This is a genomic window from Photobacterium kagoshimensis, from assembly GCF_050337045.1.
GTDB classification, from domain to species: domain Bacteria; phylum Pseudomonadota; class Gammaproteobacteria; order Enterobacterales; family Vibrionaceae; genus Photobacterium; species Photobacterium kagoshimensis.
In genome coordinates this window covers 34460-51931 of the sequence record NZ_JAKJSO010000026.1, presented here as the reverse complement: position 1 = coordinate 51931, position 17472 = coordinate 34460, and the positions used below count along the sequence as shown (strand labels likewise).

Annotated in this window: 17 protein-coding genes; all 17 read left to right on the top strand. The window is 47.0% G+C overall.

The window, feature by feature from the left end; genetic code table 11:
• The first annotated feature begins 1 nt into the window (after nucleotide 1).
• The 17 genes from yidC (at nucleotide 2) to glmU (ending at nucleotide 17246) form a co-directional block, all read left to right on the top strand.
• A complete protein-coding gene (yidC, locus tag L4C35_RS21010) occupies nucleotides 2-1615 on the top strand; it encodes a membrane protein insertase YidC (protein WP_428464729.1) in 1614 nt (537 codons plus the stop codon).
• 186 nt (nucleotides 1616-1801) lie between these two features.
• A complete protein-coding gene (gene mnmE / locus L4C35_RS21005; RefSeq protein ID WP_428464728.1) occupies nucleotides 1802-3169 on the top strand; it encodes a tRNA uridine-5-carboxymethylaminomethyl(34) synthesis GTPase MnmE in 1368 nt (455 codons plus the stop codon).
• Nucleotides 3170-3467: 298 nt separating this feature from the next.
• Nucleotides 3468-3914 (top strand): FMN-binding protein MioC, encoded by a 447-nt coding sequence (mioC, locus tag L4C35_RS21000; protein ID WP_428464727.1) that lies wholly within the window; start codon nucleotides 3468-3470, stop codon nucleotides 3912-3914.
• Nucleotides 3915-4342: 428 nt separating this feature from the next.
• Nucleotides 4343-6232 (top strand): tRNA uridine-5-carboxymethylaminomethyl(34) synthesis enzyme MnmG, encoded by a 1890-nt coding sequence (mnmG, locus tag L4C35_RS20995; RefSeq protein ID WP_428464726.1) that lies wholly within the window; start codon nucleotides 4343-4345, stop codon nucleotides 6230-6232.
• Between the two features lie 11 nt (nucleotides 6233-6243).
• The gene (gene rsmG, locus L4C35_RS20990) at nucleotides 6244-6864 is read left to right on the top strand and encodes a 16S rRNA (guanine(527)-N(7))-methyltransferase RsmG (RefSeq protein WP_428464725.1); all 621 of its coding nucleotides are present in this window, start codon (nucleotides 6244-6246) and stop codon (nucleotides 6862-6864) included.
• 17 nt (nucleotides 6865-6881) lie between these two features.
• Nucleotides 6882-7700, top strand: coding sequence for a ParA family protein (locus tag L4C35_RS20985; protein ID WP_428464724.1), 819 nt, complete (start codon nucleotides 6882-6884; stop codon nucleotides 7698-7700).
• Nucleotides 7701-7715: 15 nt separating this feature from the next.
• Nucleotides 7716-8606, top strand: coding sequence for a ParB/RepB/Spo0J family partition protein (locus L4C35_RS20980; RefSeq protein WP_428464753.1), 891 nt, complete (start codon nucleotides 7716-7718; stop codon nucleotides 8604-8606).
• Between the two features lie 178 nt (nucleotides 8607-8784).
• Complete coding sequence (locus tag L4C35_RS20975) at nucleotides 8785-9174, top strand: F0F1 ATP synthase subunit I (RefSeq protein WP_428464723.1); 390 nt, start codon at nucleotides 8785-8787, stop codon at nucleotides 9172-9174.
• Between the two features lie 8 nt (nucleotides 9175-9182).
• On the top strand, nucleotides 9183-9971 hold the full coding sequence (gene atpB, locus L4C35_RS20970; RefSeq protein WP_428464722.1) for a F0F1 ATP synthase subunit A: 789 nt from the start codon (nucleotides 9183-9185) through the stop codon (nucleotides 9969-9971).
• Between the two features lie 71 nt (nucleotides 9972-10042).
• Complete coding sequence (gene atpE, locus L4C35_RS20965; protein ID WP_005302247.1) at nucleotides 10043-10300, top strand: F0F1 ATP synthase subunit C; 258 nt, start codon at nucleotides 10043-10045, stop codon at nucleotides 10298-10300.
• A 43-nt stretch (nucleotides 10301-10343) separates the two neighbouring features.
• A complete protein-coding gene (gene atpF, locus L4C35_RS20960; RefSeq protein WP_062690425.1) occupies nucleotides 10344-10814 on the top strand; it encodes a F0F1 ATP synthase subunit B in 471 nt (156 codons plus the stop codon).
• A 16-nt stretch (nucleotides 10815-10830) separates the two neighbouring features.
• Nucleotides 10831-11364 (top strand): F0F1 ATP synthase subunit delta, encoded by a 534-nt coding sequence (atpH, locus tag L4C35_RS20955; protein WP_428464721.1) that lies wholly within the window; start codon nucleotides 10831-10833, stop codon nucleotides 11362-11364.
• A 16-nt stretch (nucleotides 11365-11380) separates the two neighbouring features.
• Nucleotides 11381-12922, top strand: a complete 1542-nt coding sequence (gene atpA / locus L4C35_RS20950; RefSeq protein WP_428464720.1) for a F0F1 ATP synthase subunit alpha — start codon at nucleotides 11381-11383, stop codon at nucleotides 12920-12922.
• Between the two features lie 44 nt (nucleotides 12923-12966).
• Nucleotides 12967-13833, top strand: a complete 867-nt coding sequence (atpG, locus tag L4C35_RS20945) for a F0F1 ATP synthase subunit gamma (protein WP_428464719.1) — start codon at nucleotides 12967-12969, stop codon at nucleotides 13831-13833.
• Nucleotides 13834-13865: 32 nt separating this feature from the next.
• Nucleotides 13866-15272, top strand: coding sequence for a F0F1 ATP synthase subunit beta (gene atpD / locus L4C35_RS20940; RefSeq protein ID WP_094957642.1), 1407 nt, complete (start codon nucleotides 13866-13868; stop codon nucleotides 15270-15272).
• 17 nt (nucleotides 15273-15289) lie between these two features.
• A complete protein-coding gene (locus tag L4C35_RS20935) occupies nucleotides 15290-15712 on the top strand; it encodes a F0F1 ATP synthase subunit epsilon (protein WP_428464718.1) in 423 nt (140 codons plus the stop codon).
• Nucleotides 15713-15884: 172 nt separating this feature from the next.
• A complete protein-coding gene (gene glmU / locus L4C35_RS20930; protein WP_428464717.1) occupies nucleotides 15885-17246 on the top strand; it encodes a bifunctional UDP-N-acetylglucosamine diphosphorylase/glucosamine-1-phosphate N-acetyltransferase GlmU in 1362 nt (453 codons plus the stop codon).
• Nucleotides 17247-17472 lie beyond the last annotated feature (226 nt).

The window sequence follows — 17472 nt, the reverse complement described above, 5'->3', positions numbered from 1 at the left end:
GATGGATTCCCAACGCAATATTCTGTTAATTGCCCTACTGTTTGTCTCTTTCCTACTGTTCCAACAGTGGAATATGGACAACAACCCTCAGCCTCAAAGCCAGGGTGTAGCGCAGCAAGTTAACAACAGTGGTGATGTGCCTTCACATTCTGCAGATGGCCAACCCGTTACAGACCAAAGCACGTCCAACAACCTCATCACCATCAACACTGATGTACTGGCGCTAACTGTCGATACGCTAGGTGGTGACGTTATCGAAGCAAAACTGCTTGCTTACAATAACGAACTCGATTCAGAAGACCCATTTGTACTACTGAAAAATGTAGAAGGTCACCGTTACATCGCTCAATCAGGTCTGATTGGCGCTAACGGCATCGACTCTACAAATGGTCGCGCACAACTTAACGTTGAAGGCACAGATTTCACACTCGCTGATGGCCAAGATGAAATTCGTGTTCCTATGACGTACAGCCAAGATGGCATTAACTACGTTAAGACCTTCGTGCTTAAGCGTGGTAGCTACGCAGTTGACGTGCAATACACTATCGACAACCAATCAGACAAAGCCGCTAACGTACAAATGTACGCACAGCTACGCCAGAGCCTGATGGACGATGGTGGCAGCCTAACCATGCCAACCTACCGTGGTGGCGCATACTCAACTGACGATACTAATTACAAAAAATACAGCTTTGATGATATGCAGGATAAGAACCTTAACCTGTCTACTCACCAAGGTTGGGCAGCAATGCTGCAACACTACTTCGTATCAGCTTGGATCCCACGCTCAGAAGACACCTCAAACCTATACAGCCGTACTAGCGATGGTCAAGGTTACATCGGTGTGCGTCTTCCAGCAGCAACTATCCCTGCGGGTGGTGAGGAAACACTAACGTCAACGCTTTGGGTTGGTCCTAAACTACAAGACCAAATGGAAGCAACGGCGAAAAACCTAAACCTAACGGTTGATTACGGCTGGTTATGGTTCATCGCAAGCCCGCTACACACACTACTATCGTTCATTCAGAGCATCGTAGTGAACTGGGGTCTAGCGATCATCGTACTAACATTCATCGTTCGTGGTGCCATGTACCCACTAACGAAAGCTCAGTACACCTCAATGGCAAAAATGCGCATGCTTCAGCCTAAGCTGACTGCAATGCGTGAGCGTTTTGGCGATGACCGTCAACGTATGAGCCAAGAAATGATGGAACTGTACAAGAAAGAGAAAGTGAACCCACTGGGTGGCTGTCTACCTATCTTGCTGCAAATGCCTATCTTCATTTCGCTTTACTGGGCACTAATGGAATCTGTTGAACTGCGTCATACGCCGTTCTTTGGCTGGATCCATGACTTATCAGCACAAGACCCGTACTACATCTTGCCTATCTTGATGGGTGCGTCGATGTTCATGATTCAGAAAATGAGCCCGACAACAGTTACGGATCCAATGCAGCAGAAGATCATGACATTCATGCCTGTGATGTTCACTTTCTTCTTCTTGTTCTTCCCATCTGGCCTAGTACTTTACTGGCTAGTATCGAACATTGTGACGCTAATTCAGCAAACTCTGATTTACCGCTCACTAGAAAAGAAAGGTCTGCATAGTAAGTAATTACTAGGCCCTTGCTTCAAAAAGGCGACCCTCGGGTCGCCTTTTTTGTACCTGGTTTATTCTATAGTTGTAAGCAGGTACTTACTCAGATTTATAACCACGAGCCGACGGCAACACATGCTCTGCTAGGTTTTCCCGTCAACTCTGTTTACAATTAGCGCGAATTTTACGAATTAAGCCAAAGTTATGATCGAACACACTGATACCATAGTTGCGCAAGCGACACCGCCAGGCCGCGGTGGCGTTGGCATTATCCGCGTTTCTGGCCCTAAAGCGACCGAGGTTGCTCTCGCTGTAGCAGGGCGCGAACTAAAAACCCGCTACGCCGAATACCTGCCCTTCAAAAATGAAGATGGTAGCGCACTGGATCAGGGCATCGCGTTATTCTTTAAAGGGCCAAATTCGTTTACTGGCGAAGACGTGTTAGAGCTGCAAGGTCACGGTGGCCCTGTACTGATGGACATGATGATTAAACGCATCCTGAAGCTTGAAGGGATCCGCGCAGCTCGCCCTGGTGAGTTCTCAGAACGTGCTTTCATGAACGATAAACTCGACTTAGCGCAAGCAGAAGCTATTGCTGACTTAATTGATGCTAGCTCAGAAGAAGCGGCAAAAAGTGCGTTTAAATCACTTCAAGGGGCGTTCTCGACCAAAGTGAATGACTTGGTTGAAGCGCTGATCCACCTTCGTATTTACGTCGAAGCGGCCATTGACTTTCCCGAAGAAGAAATCGACTTCCTATCCGATGGTAAAGTCAGTAATGACTTACTGGGTATCATGGATAACTTGGAAGCCGTGCGTCGTGAAGCGAACCAAGGCGCCATTATCCGCGAAGGGATGAAAGTGGTGATTGCCGGTCGACCAAATGCTGGTAAATCGAGCCTGCTCAATGCCCTCTCAGGTAAAGACTCCGCCATTGTCACCGACATTGCAGGTACCACCCGTGATGTCCTGCGCGAGCATATCCACATCGATGGCATGCCACTGCATATCATAGATACCGCAGGCCTGCGTGAAGCCTCTGACGAAGTCGAGCGCATTGGTATTGAACGAGCGTGGGATGAAATCCAGCAAGCCGACCGTGTGTTATTCATGGTTGATGGCACCACCACCGAGGCCACGGATCCTGCTGAGATTTGGCCTGACTTCATTGAGCGCCTACCTGATAGTATGGGCCTAACCGTGATCCGTAATAAAGTGGAACTCACAGGTGAAGAAGCTGGCATTTGCCACGTTAATAACCCAACCTTGGTGCGTCTATCCGCTCGTACGGGTGAAGGCGTAGAAAGTTTACGTGAACACTTAAAAGCATGTATGGGCTTCTCAGGTACCACTGAGGGCGGCTTTATGGCGCGTCGACGCCACTTAGATGCGCTTGAGCGTGCCGCTGAGCACCTTGAAATCGGTAAAAGCCAGCTAGAAGGTTACATGGCAGGTGAAATATTAGCGGAAGAACTGCGCCTCGCGCAGCAGCACCTGAGTGAGATCACCGGCGAGTTCAGCTCCGACGATCTTCTTGGTAGGATCTTTACCTCTTTCTGTATTGGTAAATAAAACGATCCTGGTTACGATCATACCCACAGGCGCCCCTTTAACCTGTGGGTAATTTTACCATCAACGAACTTATCGTGTACTAACAAGCATTTACTACTTTTCTTTATCCCCACCCTCAATTAATCAGCTGCCAACAATCCCACGAGCTATGCCATGCTCAGTGTAGATTTCGCCCCGACATTTCCGTAAAACCGATAAAGCCCCTACTGTTACTCTCTGTTATCTCGCCCGCTTCCGCGTACAATTGACCCACCAATTTACCCATTAACGTGACACACCACACTTAACGAGACGAACCATGAGCCATATCACTCTGATCACAGGTAGCACGCTTGGCGGCGCAGAATACGTTGCAGACCATCTCGCAGAGCTACTCGAAGACGACAACCACACCACAGAAACCATCAACCGCGCCGAACTCAGCGACACGCCGACTAGCGGCTATTGGCTAGTGGTATGTTCAACCCATGGTGCGGGTGAACTCCCCGATAATATTCAGCCTTTCATGGCTGAACTGCACACCAGCCAGTCTGATCTGTCACAACTAAAATACGGCGTTATCGGCCTAGGTGATTCAAGCTACGATACCTTCTGCGCAGCGGCAAAAACCATCGATCAGCAGCTCACCAAACAAGGGGGTCAGCGTATCGGAGAGCCACTTCACATCGACATGTCTCAACATCCGGTACCTGAAGATCCTGCGGAAAACTGGTTAGCAGCTTGGAAAACCCACCTTAAAGATTAAAAGTTGACCAATTTTAATCCCATTTAAAGGGCTTTTTTACACTTTCTTCTGTGGATAACTATAGATCTAAACGGTGATCAACCCATAGTTATCCATTGAATAACTTATAGGGCAATTTAGGGCTGTTGATAAGTAGCCTTTTTGATCCCAGCTAATCCTAAAGATGATCCAAGCTCCTCCACAATTAATGATCCTCCCTAACACCATGATCATTAGGATCATTTAACGGTTATCCACACGATCGGGCGATCCTAATAGTAGATCTAATAAAAGATCTCTCTAAAAGATCTTTATATATATTTAAGCAGGGCACTTTCGATGATCAAATGATCTTGATGAAAGATTCTCTCTTTCCACGAAACAAGATAGAATACTCCCCCTTTGCTTGAAGCTAATTCACTGGCGATTTAAATACCTGAGGTAGTTCCATGTTTTACCAGGAAAATTTTGATGTCATCGTGGTTGGTGGTGGTCATGCCGGTACTGAAGCCGCACTGGCTGCTGCTCGAATGGGTCAAAAAACCGTACTTTTAACCCATAACATCGACACATTGGGCCAAATGTCATGTAACCCAGCCATAGGCGGGATCGGGAAAGGACACCTGGTTAAGGAAGTGGATGCCCTTGGCGGCTTGATGGCTCAAGCGATCGACAAAGGCGGGATCCAATTCCGTACCTTGAATTCGTCGAAAGGCCCAGCCGTTCGCGCTACCCGTGCTCAAGCAGATCGTGCCTTGTACAAAGCTGCGGTACGTGAAGCTCTTGAAAACCAACCAAATTTAATGCTGTTCCAACAATCGGTTGATGACCTTATCGTTGAAAATCAACGTGTTGTTGGTGCCGTTACCGAAATGGGTCTTAAATTCCGCGCTAAAACCGTGGTACTGACCGTCGGCACTTTCCTTGGTGGTAAGATCCATATTGGTCTAGAAAACTACAGTGGTGGTCGTGCCGGTGATCCACCGTCAATTGCACTTGCAAACCGACTGCGCGATCTTCCTTTCCGCGTGGATCGTTTGAAGACAGGTACACCACCGCGTATTGATGCGCGTACGGTTGATTTTAGCCAACTTCAGGCGCAGCACGGTGATAACCCAACCCCACTATTTTCGTTCATGGGTAAACAATCGGATCATCCGCGTCAGATCCCATGTTTTATTACCCATACCAATGAGCAAACACACGATGTGATCCGCAATAACTTGGATCGCAGCCCAATGTATTCTGGGGTTATTGAAGGTATTGGTCCGCGTTACTGCCCGTCGATCGAAGACAAGGTGATGCGTTTTGCTGATAAAGACAGCCACCAGATCTTCATTGAACCTGAAGGTCTTACGACGCACGAGTTATACCCAAATGGGATCTCCACTAGCCTACCATTTGACGTACAAATGAAGATTGTGCGCTCAATGAAAGGTTTCGAGAATGCGGACATCGTTCGTCCTGGTTACGCCATTGAGTATGATTTCTTTGACCCTCGCGATCTAAAGCAAACGTTCGAAACCAAGTTTATTGATGGTCTGTTCTTTGCGGGTCAAATCAACGGTACAACGGGTTACGAAGAAGCGGCAGCACAAGGCTTGTTGGCGGGGATGAATGCCGCACTACAAGCGCAAGGAAAAGAAGGTTGGAGCCCTCGTCGTGACCAAGCTTACATGGGCGTACTGATTGACGACTTGTCGACCATGGGGACCAAAGAACCGTACCGCATGTTTACGTCGCGTGCTGAATACCGTTTGTTGCTACGTGAAGATAATGCCGATATCCGTTTAACTGAAGCTGGCCGTGAATTTGGCTTGGTCGATGATGCACGTTGGGCGCGTTTCAACGAAAAAATGGAAAATATCGAGCAAGAACGTCAGCGTCTAAAAGATATTTGGATCCACACCGGGTCGGATCATGTGGATAACGTAAATAAGATCCTGAAATCGCCGATCAACCGTGAAGCGAGTGGTGAAGATCTTTTACGTCGTCCAGAAGTGACTTACGAATTATTGACGGAACTTGAAGCTTTCGCGCCTTCGCACCCAGATGCAGAAGCGAGTGAACAAGTTGAAATCCAAGTGAAATACCAAGGCTATATCGATCGCCAGAAAGACGAAGTGGAAAAATCACTGCGTCACGAGAAAACAAAACTGCCATTTGATTTGGATTACAGTGTTGTTAAAGGGCTATCGAATGAAGTCATTGCCAAGTTGAGTGATGCAAAACCAGAAACGGTTGGAATGGCATCACGTATTTCAGGTATTACCCCTGCGGCAATCTCATTGCTACTGGTGTACTTGAAGAAGCAAGGTTTGTTGAAAAAAGGCGAATAGGAGCGTTTACAGTGAAACAGCGTCTAGCGCAATTAATCGCGCAAACAGATTTAGTGGTAAGTGAGCAGCAAATTGATCAATTAATTGGTTATGTGGCGCTGCTTCATAAATGGAATAAAGCGTATAATCTGACATCGGTTCGCGATCCCCATGAGATGATAGTGAAACATATCATGGATAGTATCGTGGTAAGTGAGCACTTAGTGGGTGATCGCTTCATCGATGTCGGTACGGGGCCTGGTCTGCCAGGCATTCCTCTGGCGATTATGAATCCTGAAAAATCCTTTACCTTGCTAGATAGCTTGGGTAAGCGTATTCGATTCATTCGCCAGGTTATTTTTGAATTAAAAATTACCAATGTCACGCCAGTTCAAAGCCGTGTGGAAGAATTCCAACCTGAAATCGGCTTTGATGGTGTATTGAGCCGTGCCTTTGCATCAATGAACGATATGGTATCGTGGTGTCACCATTTACCGACAGATACCGGTTGTTTCATGGCATTAAAAGGCCAGTTCGATCAACGGGAAGTGGCAGAGCTACCTGAGTGGTGTTCTGTGACTGAGGTCAAATCTTTGCATGTTCCTGAGTTAGAAGGCGAGCGTCATCTAGTAATCTTGACGGCAAAGGAATAATTGCTTGAGGTTTTTTCGTGGGAAGAGTTATAGCTGTCGCCAACCAAAAAGGCGGAGTGGGTAAAACCACTACATGTGTCAACCTAGCGGCATCGCTTGCCGCGACGCAACGCAAGGTATTACTGATAGATTTAGATCCGCAAGGCAATGCCACCATGGCAAGCGGTGTGGATAAATACCAGGTTGATGCAACGGCTTACGATCTTCTTGTTGAAGAAACCCCGTTTGAACAAGTGGCAGTGACTGAAACCACTGGCGGCTATCATCTGGTTGCCGCCAATGGCGATGTAACTGCGGCTGAAATTAAATTGATGGAAGTCTTTGCTCGTGAAGTGCGCTTACGTAATGCGTTAGCTTCAGTTCGTGATAACTATGATTTCATCTTTATTGATTGCCCTCCCGCGCTTAACCTCCTTACAATCAATGCCATGACTGCGGCTGATTCGGTATTAGTCCCGATGCAGTGCGAATACTTTGCCCTTGAAGGCTTAACGGCATTGATGGACACCATCAGTAAGCTTACCGCCGTCGTCAATGCTGATTTAAAAATCGAAGGCTTATTGCGCACCATGTTTGATCCGCGTAATCGCTTGGCTAACGAAGTCTCACAGCAATTGAAAAAGCATTTTGGTGATAAAGTCTACCGCACCGTGATCCCGCGTAATGTTCGTTTGGCTGAGGCGCCAAGTCATGGCCGCCCTGCGATGTATTACGACAAGTACTCAAGTGGTGCTAAAGCGTATTTAGCGTTGGCTGGTGAAATTATTCGCCGTGATGAACTCGCGCGTGAGCAGGCACTATTAAGTACGCACAACGACGATGCAATGCAGTCTTAAGGGTTAAACATGAACATGAATAAACGCGGTCTTGGAAAAGGCCTCGATGCGCTATTGGCTACTAGTTCAGCTGCGCACACTAAGCAGCAGCATGCAGAGCGCGCGCAGTCGTTATCAGCAGAAGGTTCCCTTAACGATTTATTGCTAAATCAATTGCAACCGGGTCAGTACCAGCCACGTAAAGTGATGGAAGATGATGCGTTGGCTGAATTAGCGGAATCGATCAAAGCACAAGGGGTGATCCAACCTATCGTGGTACGCCAAGTGGGCCCTGAACGCTACGAGATTATCGCTGGGGAACGTCGCTGGCGTGCGGCTCGTCAAGCTGGGCTTCAGAAAGTCCCTTGTATTATTAAGGTAATTGACGATCGTGCCGCTATTGCGATGGCATTGATAGAAAATATTCAGCGTGAAGACCTGAATGCGATTGAAGAAGCACAGGCACTGGAACAATTACAAAGTGAGTTCTCACTTACCCATCAGCAAGTAGCTGATGCGGTTGGCAAATCTCGCGCTAGCGTTTCAAACTTATTACGCCTAAATCAGCTGTCTGCGCCAGTGAAGAAAATGGTTGAGCAGCGCTTGATTGAAATGGGTCATGCCCGCGCATTATTGGCATTAACCGATGCTGAAAATCAACTTGAAGTCGCGCAAACAGTTGCTAACAAAATGTTAACAGTGCGTGATACGGAGAAGCTTGTTAAGAAGCTTCTTAATCCACCAACTGAAACGGTTATAAAAACACCGGATCCTAAGCTTGCCGACTTAGAACGTCGGTTAAGTGAGCAGTTAGGTGCTGATGTCGCGCTAAACCAACTAAAAAGTGGTAAAGGTAAGTTAGTTATCGCTTACGATGAACCGCACAAGTTAGCGCAAATCCTTGCAATCCTTGGTCAGGAAATGTGAAGCTAAACGTGCATGAGATGTTGCAATATTTACAATGACGTGATCAGGTTATTGTGTTGTAAAATCTAACACTTTTTTTTGATGCAATTAGATTGCTTTCAATCTAATGAGCCGTATAATTTTTGCAGTTTTCCCAGCACGACACTTGTGCAGTGGAATGGACTCGAGGAACGAATACATGGTATCGGCGCTAGTTAAGCCCGGCCGCCAATTGGCGAAAAGGCTACTGTTGTTACAATCTGGCGTCGTTTTAACAACGGCAATCATGGCAGTGTTTGCTGTTAGTGTTGACTGGGGGATCTCAGCTCTTATCGGCGGTAGCATCTTTGTGGTGGCTAACGCGGCATTTGCTGGCTGTGCTTTTTTGTTTAGTGGTGCCTCAAAGGCACGACTGGTCATGGCCTCCTTTTTTGGCGGCGAAGCGCTGAAAATTCTCATTACAGTCATCCTATTTTCCGTTGTTTTCCTGTATATGGAGGTGGAACTTGTTCCCCTCAAACTGGCCTATTTGCTGGTTCTGGGTATCAATATCTTTGGGCCGGTTTTATTCATTAACAACAACAAATAGGATGAGTTATGGCTGCGCCAGGTGAAGCGCTAACGCCGTCAGGATACATTTCTCACCACTTGACCAATTTGGCAGTGGGTGAAGGTGGCTTCTGGACGGTTCATATAGATAGCCTGTTTTTCTCTGTCTTAACGGGTATGGCCTTTTTATGGTTATTCCGTTCGGTAGCGAAAAAGGCAACATCAGGAGTTCCAAGCAAGTTACAGTGTTTTGTGGAAATCATGGTTGAATTCGTTGATACCAACGTTAAAGATACTTTCCACGGCCGTAACCCGCTGATCGCTCCGTTGGCATTGACAATTTTCTGTTGGATCATGCTGATGAACATCATGGACTTAGTGCCAATTGATTTTCTTCCGTATGCAGCAGAGCATGGTCTGGGTATTCCTTATCTTAAGGTTGTACCGACTGCCGATGTTAACATCACCATGGCAATGGCGTTGGGTGTCTTCGCATTGATGATTTACTACAGCATCAAAGTGAAAGGCATTGGCGGTTTTGCGAAAGAACTGGCTCTTCACCCGTTCAATCACCCGATCATGATCCCGTTCAACCTGCTTCTTGAAGTGGTATCGCTACTAGCGAAGCCTATTTCACTAGGTATGCGTCTGTTTGGTAACATGTTTGCTGGTGAGGTGGTGTTTATCCTAATCGCGGCATTGATGCCGTGGTGGGCACAATGGCTGGGTTCAGTACCGTGGGCAATTTTCCACATCCTGGTCATTACAATTCAAGCATTCGTGTTTATGATGTTGACTATTGTGTACCTGTCTCAGGCGCATGAAGACAATCATTAACGATTATTTGTAAATATTTTTGTTCAATTTTTACTGGCACTTTAGCCGACAACAATAAACTGGAGATAGTGATGGAAACTTTACTTAGCTTTTCTGCAATTGCCGTGGGCATCATTGTAGGTCTTGCTGCACTTGGTACAGCGATCGGTTTCGCACTTCTAGGTGGTAAATTCCTTGAAGGCGCAGCTCGTCAACCTGAGATGGCACCAATGCTACAAGTTAAGATGTTCATCATTGCGGGTCTGCTTGATGCGGTTCCAATGATCGGTATCGTAATCGCTCTACTATTCACATTCGCAAACCCATTCGTTGGCCAACTAGCTGGTTAATAACGAACGGTCCCCTAGCAACCCTTTTTAAGGAGATGCAGTTGTGAATATGAATGCAACTTTGCTGGGTCAGGCGATCGCCTTCTTCTTATTCGTGGTTTTCTGCATGAAATATGTATGGCCACCAATCATGGAAGCGATTGAAGAACGTCAGAAAAAAATTGCTGACGGTTTGGCTGCTGCGGATCGCGCAACCAAAGACCTGAACCTTGCGCAGGCAAATGCTTCTGATCAACTCAAAGAAGCGAAACGTACTGCAACGGATGTTATTGAGCAAGCTAACAAGCGTAAAGCTCAAATCGTTGACGAAGCAAAGGTTGAAGCCCTTGCTGAGCGTGACAAAATTCTAGCTCAAGGTCTTGCTGAGATCGAAGCGGAACGTAATCGCGCACGTGACGAATTAAGAAAACAAGTTGCAACTCTAGCCGTGATTGGTGCTGAGAAAATCATTGAGCGTACTATCGATAAAGATGCGCACGCTGATCTTCTTAACAAAGTCACAGCAGAACTGTAATTAAAGGGGCAAGCACATGTCGGATATGACTACTATCGCACGCCCCTACGCTAAAGCAGCCTTTGATTTTGCTGTTGAGAAAGGTGAGCTGGCCCAATGGGCTGAAATGCTGACCTTCGCTGCCGAAGTAGTAAAAAACGAGACTATGCAGGATATTCTGGATAGCGGTTTTGCTGCGGATAAACTGACTGAAATTTTTGTTTCAGTTTGTGGTGAGCAACTTGACGAGTTCGGCCAGAACTTATTGAAAGTGATGGCTGAAAATGGACGCCTTAAAGCGCTTCCTGATGTCAGTAATGAGTTCATGTTCCTGAAGAGCGAACATGAGAAAACGATTGAAGCAACAGTGACCTCTGCGGTGACTCTTGATGACAATCAACTTATTGCTATCAGTGAGAAGCTTGAGCAGCGTTTAGCGCGCAAAGTGAAGCTGAATTGCAGTGTAGACGAGACCCTGATTGCCGGGGTCGTGATTAGAGCTGGAGACTTAGTCATCGATAACTCAGTACGCGGAAAACTAAACCGCCTGAGCGATACTTTGCAGTCTTGATTTGGGGAATTGGAGCATGCAACTTAATTCCACGGAAATTAGCGCACTGATCAAGCAACGTATTGAAAAATTCAACGTTGTGAGTGAAGCGCGTAACGAAGGTACTATCATCTCGGTAAGTGATGGTATCGTTCGTATCCATGGCCTTGCAGACGTAATGCAAGGTGAAATGATTGAATTACCTGGTGGCCGTTATGCACTAGCACTTAACCTTGAGCGTGACTCGGTAGGTGCGGTTGTAATGGGTCCATATGCTGACCTTCAGGAAGGCATGAAAGTAACGGGTACTGGTCGTATTCTTGAAGTACCAGTAGGCCCTGCACTTCTAGGCCGCGTAGTGAACACACTAGGTGAGCCAATCGATGGTAAAGGTCCAATTGAAACAGAGACATCTTCTCCTGTTGAAGTAATTGCACCTGGCGTAATCGATCGTCAATCGGTAGATCAACCAGTACAAACTGGTTATAAAGCGGTTGATGCGATGATTCCAATCGGCCGTGGTCAGCGTGAGCTAATCATCGGTGACCGTCAGACTGGTAAAACAGCGATGGCGATCGATGCAATCATCAACCAGAAAGATTCTGGTATCTACTCTGTTTATGTTGCTATCGGTCAGAAAGCATCAACCATTGCTAACGTAGTACGCAAGCTTGAAGAGCACGGCGCACTAGCAAACACTGTGGTTGTTGTGGCATCTGCATCTGAAGCAGCGGCACTACAATACCTTGCACCTTACTCAGGTTGTGCAATGGGTGAGTACTTCCGCGATCGCGGTGAAGACGCACTGATTGTATACGATGACTTGTCTAAGCAAGCTGTAGCTTACCGTCAAATCTCACTACTGCTTAAACGCCCACCGGGTCGTGAAGCATTCCCTGGTGACGTTTTCTACCTTCACTCTCGTCTTCTAGAGCGTGCGGCGCGTGTAAATGCGAATTACGTAGAAAAATTCACTAACGGTGAAGTGAAAGGTAAGACTGGTTCCCTAACGGCGCTTCCAATTATCGAAACGCAAGCCGGTGACGTATCAGCATTCGTACCAACTAACGTAATCTCGATCACTGATGGTCAGATCTTCCTACAAACAGAGCTGTTCAACGCCGGTATTCGTCCTGCGGTTGATCCAGGTATCTCTGTATCGCGTGTAGGTGGTTCTGCTCAAACCAAGATCATCAAGAAACTGTCTGGTGGTATTCGTACCGCACTAGCACAGTACCGTGAACTAGCGGCTTTCGCACAGTTCTCGTCAGACCTTGATGAAGCAACGAAGAAGCAGCTTGATCACGGTCAGAAAGTAACTGAACTGATGAAGCAAAAGCAATACGCTCCTATGTCTGTTTTCGAACAAGGCATGGTGATCTTTGCCGCTGAAAAAGGTTATTTGACGGATGTTGAGCTGACGAAGCTTGCTGATTTCGAAGCCGCGTTGCTTTCATATGCCAAAGGTCATTTTGCTGAGCTTGTTGCTCAGATTGATGAAACGGGCGCTTGGAATGATGAAATTGAAGCTCAGTTTGTGAAACTGGTTGACGATTTCAAAGCGACCCAGACTTGGTAATTGGTTGGTGATCGCTCGCGATCACCTACTAACGGAGAGTAACGATGGCCGGCGCAAAAGAGATTCGTAACAAGATCGGTAGTGTTAAAAACACTCAAAAGATCACTAAAGCGATGGAGATGGTTGCAGCGTCTAAAATGCGTAAAACGCAGGACGCAATGGAATCATCACGTCCATACGCACAAACTATGCGCAAAGTGATCGGTCATATCGCCCTTGGTAGCCTTGAGTATAAGCATCCTTATCTCGAAGAGCGTGAAGCCAAGCGCGTGGGTTACATCATTGTTTCTTCTGACCGTGGTCTGTGTGGCGGTTTGAACATTAACTTGTTCAAGCAAGCGATGACAGATATCCAAGGTTGGTCTCAGCAAGGTGCTGATGTTGAACTTGCCCTTATTGGTGCAAAAGCAACATCGTTCTTTAATAACTACGGCGGTAACGTAGCTGCGCAAGTCTCTGGCTTGGGTGATGCGCCAACAGTGGATGAACTGATTGGTACTGTCGGCGTGATGCTGAAGAAATATGATGAAGGTGAACTTGATCGCCTGTACCTAGTTTACAACCAATTTGTAAACACCATGGTACAAGAACCCGTGATTGATCAATTGCTGCCTTTGCCGAAGTCGGAAGACGAAGACATGCAGCGCAGCCACTCTTGGGACTACATTTATGAGCCCGAGCCTAAACCACTGCTTGATACCCTACTGGTTCGCTATGTTGAATCACAAGTGTACCAAGGTGTGGTGGAAAACCTTGCCAGTGAGCAAGCGGCACGAATGGTTGCAATGAAAGCTGCGACAGACAATGCAAGTAATCTTATTGATGACTTGCAACTTGTGTACAACAAAGCCCGTCAGGCCGCGATTACACAAGAACTATCAGAAATCGTTTCTGGTGCATCTGTTGTTTAAGGCAAAGAATTAATAAGTTTAGAGGATTAACGATGGCTACAGGTAAGATCGTACAGATCATCGGTGCGGTAGTCGACGTAGAGTTTCCACAGGACTCTGTACCACAGGTATACGACGCCCTACATGTTGATGCAAAAGAAAACGGTACACTAGTACTGGAAGTTCAGCAGCAACTTGGTGGCGGTGTTGTACGTGGTATCGCAATGGGTACTTCTGATGGCTTACGTCGTGGTTTGTCTGTTGAAAACACAGGCCGCCCAATTGAAGTACCAGTCGGTACAGCTACGCTAGGACGTATCATGAACGTTCTAGGTCATCCAATTGATGAGTGTGGTGAGATCGGTGAGAAAGAGCGTTACTCTATCCACCGTGCAGCACCTAGCTACGAAGAACAATCGAATGTAACTGAGCTGCTAGAAACTGGCGTGAAAGTTATCGACTTGATTTGCCCATTCGCTAAGGGTGGTAAAATCGGTCTATTCGGTGGTGCGGGTGTTGGTAAGACCGTAAACATGATGGAACTTATCAACAACATCGCGATTCAACACTCAGGTCTTTCTGTGTTTGCGGGTGTTGGTGAGCGTACACGTGAAGGTAACGATTTCTACTTTGAAATGCAGGAAGCTGGCGTTGTTAACGTTGAGAAGCCTGAAGAATCAAAAGTAGCGATGGTTTACGGTCAGATGAACGAGCCACCGGGCAACCGTCTACGTGTTGCTTTGACGGGTCTAACAATGGCAGAGCGTTTCCGTGACGAAGGTCGTGACGTTCTACTGTTCATCGATAACATCTACCGTTACACCCTTGCGGGTACAGAGGTATCAGCACTGCTAGGTCGTATGCCTTCAGCGGTAGGTTACCAGCCAACTCTTGCAGAAGAGATGGGTGTACTTCAAGAGCGTATCACGTCTACGAAGAGCGGTTCTATCACGTCGGTTCAAGCGGTATACGTACCAGCGGATGACTTGACGGATCCATCGCCAGCAACGACGTTTGCTCACTTGGATGCAACAGTTGTACTTTCGCGTCAAATCGCATCGCTAGGTCTATACCCTGCGATCGACCCACTGGATTCAACATCTCGTATGCTTGATCCATTGGTGGTTGGCCAAGAGCACTACGACATCGCGCGTGGCGTTCAGTCAATGCTACAACGCTATAAAGAGCTAAAAGACATCATCGCAATCCTAGGTATGGATGAGCTATCTGAAGAAGATAAGCAAGCTGTATCTCGTGCACGTAAGATTGAACGTTTCCTAACTCAGCCTTACCACGTTGCAGAAGTCTTTACTGGTTCGCCAGGTATTTACGTATCTCTTAAAGAGACACTGCGTAGCTTCAAAGGTATTCTAGCTGGTGAGTACGACGATATCCCAGAGCAGGCATTTATGTACTGTGGTGCGATTGAAGACGTATTAGAAAAAGCGAAGAAGCTTTAAGCTAACTAGGAGGCGACATGGCAGCTATAACCTTCCATTTGGATGTAGTCAGTGCAGAGAAAAAATTATTCTCTGGTCGTGCTGAAAATATTCAGGTGACTGGTAGCGAAGGTGAACTGGGTATCCACGCAGGCCACACTCCGTTGTTGACCACTATTACGCCAGGGATGATCCGAATTGCTAAGCAGCACGGTGAGGAAGAAATTATTTATCTTTCTGGCGGTATGCTTGAAGTTCAGCCTAATGCAGTGACTGTGTTAGCTGATACCGCGATCCGCGGTCAAGATTTGGATTCAGCCAAGGCTGAAGAAGCGAAACGTCAAGCTGAGGAGCGTATCCACAATCAGCATGGCGATATCGACTTTGCTCAAGCGGCAAGTGATCTCGCGAAAGCGATCGCTCAGCTTCGTGTTATTGAGCTGACTCGTAAAGCGCGTTAATCAGACGCCTGATACAAAAAAGCGACCTTAGGGTCGCTTTTTTTATGCCTTTTGCGCGTGATAGCAAGTTAATACATGGTAAAAAATAACGGCTGTTGCTTAAAAGTCCCCTTTCCTCCAGTTACAATAGCGGTAATTTATTTTTGAATATGCACCTAAAAGGATACGCTGCATGAACTTCAGCGCTGTAATTCTCGCCGCGGGAAAAGGCACCCGTATGTACTCTGACCTGCCTAAGGTTCTTCACACTCTTGCGGGTAAGCCTATGGCTAAGCACGTGATTGATACCTGTGTTGATCTGGGCGCCAATAATATCCATCTGGTATATGGCCATGGCGGCGATACCATGAAGCAAGTGCTGGCCGAAGAGCCTGTTAACTGGGTATTGCAAGCTGAGCAGCTAGGTACCGGTCATGCAGTTAATCAAGCGTGTCCAGATGTTGCTGATGATGAGAAAGTCCTGATTTTATACGGTGACGTTCCACTGATCAGTGGTCAAACGCTAGAGAACTTATTGGATGCCCAGCCGGATGGCGGTATCGCGCTATTAACCGTGGTGCTTGATAACCCGATGGGTTACGGCCGTATTGTGCGTCGCAATGGCCCAGTGGTGGCGATTGTTGAACAGAAAGATGCGAGCGAAGAGCAAAAGCAGATCAAAGAAATCAACACCGGTGTGATGGTGGTGAACGGCGGCGATATGAAGCGCTGGTTGGCGGCGTTGAAGAACGACAACGCCCAAGGTGAATACTACCTGACAGACATTATTGCGATTGCTCACAATGAAGGTCGCGCAGTTGAAGCGGTACACCCTGCCAGTGCGATTGAAGTAGAAGGCGTGAATAACCGTGTTCAATTGGCGAAATTAGAGCGTGCTCATCAAGCAATGCAAGCTGAGCGCTTGTTAGAGCAAGGTGTGATGCTGCGTGATCCTGCCCGTTTTGACCTTCGTGGTGAGCTGCAATGTGGTACGGATGTCGAAATCGACGTTAACGTGATCATCGAAGGCAGTGTGTCGCTGGGTAACAATGTGGTGATTGGTGCGGGCTCTATTCTGAAGGACTGTGAGATTGACGATAACACCCTTATTCGTCCGTACAGTGTAATTGAAGGCGCTATCGTGGGTGAAGACTGTACTGTCGGTCCATTTACTCGTCTACGCCCTGGTGCGGAGCTGGTGGGTGATTCTCACGTAGGTAACTTTGTTGAAATGAAGAAGTCGCGTTTAGGTAAAGGCTCTAAAGCCAACCACCTCACTTACTTGGGTGATGCCGAGATTGGCGATCGCGTTAACATCGGTGCAGGCACAATTACCTGCAACTACGACGGTGCTAATAAGTTTAAAACTGAAATCGCTGATGACGTGTTTGTCGGCTCAGATACTCAGCTGATTGCACCAGTGAAAGTGGGCAAAGGTGCGACTATTGGTGCTGGTGCCACTATTAACCGTGATGTTGGCGACGGTGAGTTAGTTATTACTCGAGCACCTGCGCGTACGGTCAAAGGCTGGAAACGCCCTGAAAAGCAAAAATAATCACGGGCATATCACTGGCTGATATACCGTTTAGTTAATCAAAGGCAGGGATCTCCCTGCCTTTTTTATTGCCTCTCTTACCTCACGATTCTTCTTTGCGCTTCTTCTATATCTACGGCTGCACTTATTGATAACCCCCTAACATTATTTTCGTCAATTAATATGCCAGCTTTGCATTGATCTTTTATCTTTTGCTTTGCTACTATTATCTTTCAGAACGAAACTT